Genomic DNA, 486 nt, shown 5'->3' with positions numbered 1-486 from the left:
GGAAATAGCTCAGCTTGGTAGAGCACCTGGTTTGGGACCAGGGGGTCGCAGGTTCGAATCCTGTTTTCCCGATTAATAGATTGCCAAAATTTATTATGTGTTTTTATTTTATGGCGGCGTAGCTCAGCTGGCTAGAGCGTCCGGTTCATACCCGGGAGGTCAGGGGTTCGATCCCCTTCACCGCTATTTTCTACGTAAGAAGCTTGGACCTTTAGCTCAGTTGGTTAGAGCAGACGGCTCATAACCGCCCGGTCGTAGGTTCGAGTCCTACAAGGTCCATTACTTGTAGCTGATTCAAGTAGATTTTTAATTTTTTATGGAGGATTACCCAAGTCTGGCTGAAGGGAACGGTCTTGAAAACCGTCAGGTGGGTCAAACCACGCAAGAGTTCGAATCTCTTATCCTCCTTTTTAATATTATCGCGGGATGGAGCAGTCTGGTAGCTCGTCGGGCTCATAACCCGAAGGTCGTAGGTTCAAATCCTGC

The 486-nt window shown here is 48.1% G+C and carries 4 tRNA genes; all 4 read left to right on the top strand.

Features of this window, described 5'->3' with window-relative positions:
- The 4 genes from AC1RPW_RS07925 to AC1RPW_RS07910 all read left to right on the top strand — a co-directional run bounded on the left by AC1RPW_RS07925 (nt 1) and on the right by AC1RPW_RS07910 (nt 408).
- Nucleotides 1-72, top strand: a tRNA-Pro gene (locus tag AC1RPW_RS07925).
- 40 nt (nt 73-112) lie between these two features.
- Nucleotides 113-186, top strand: a tRNA-Met gene (locus AC1RPW_RS07920).
- Nucleotides 187-205: 19 nt separating this feature from the next.
- Nucleotides 206-279, top strand: a tRNA-Ile gene (locus AC1RPW_RS07915).
- A gap of 39 nt (nt 280-318) precedes the next feature.
- Nucleotides 319-408: transfer RNA gene (locus AC1RPW_RS07910), tRNA-Ser, on the top strand.
- The last annotated feature ends 78 nt before the right edge of the window (nt 409-486 follow it).

The organism is Dellaglioa sp. CoH-55-MRSF-8, assembly GCF_056782195.1.
Note: the sequence above shows the minus strand (reverse complement) of the source record. Positions and strands in the feature narration are given on the sequence as shown.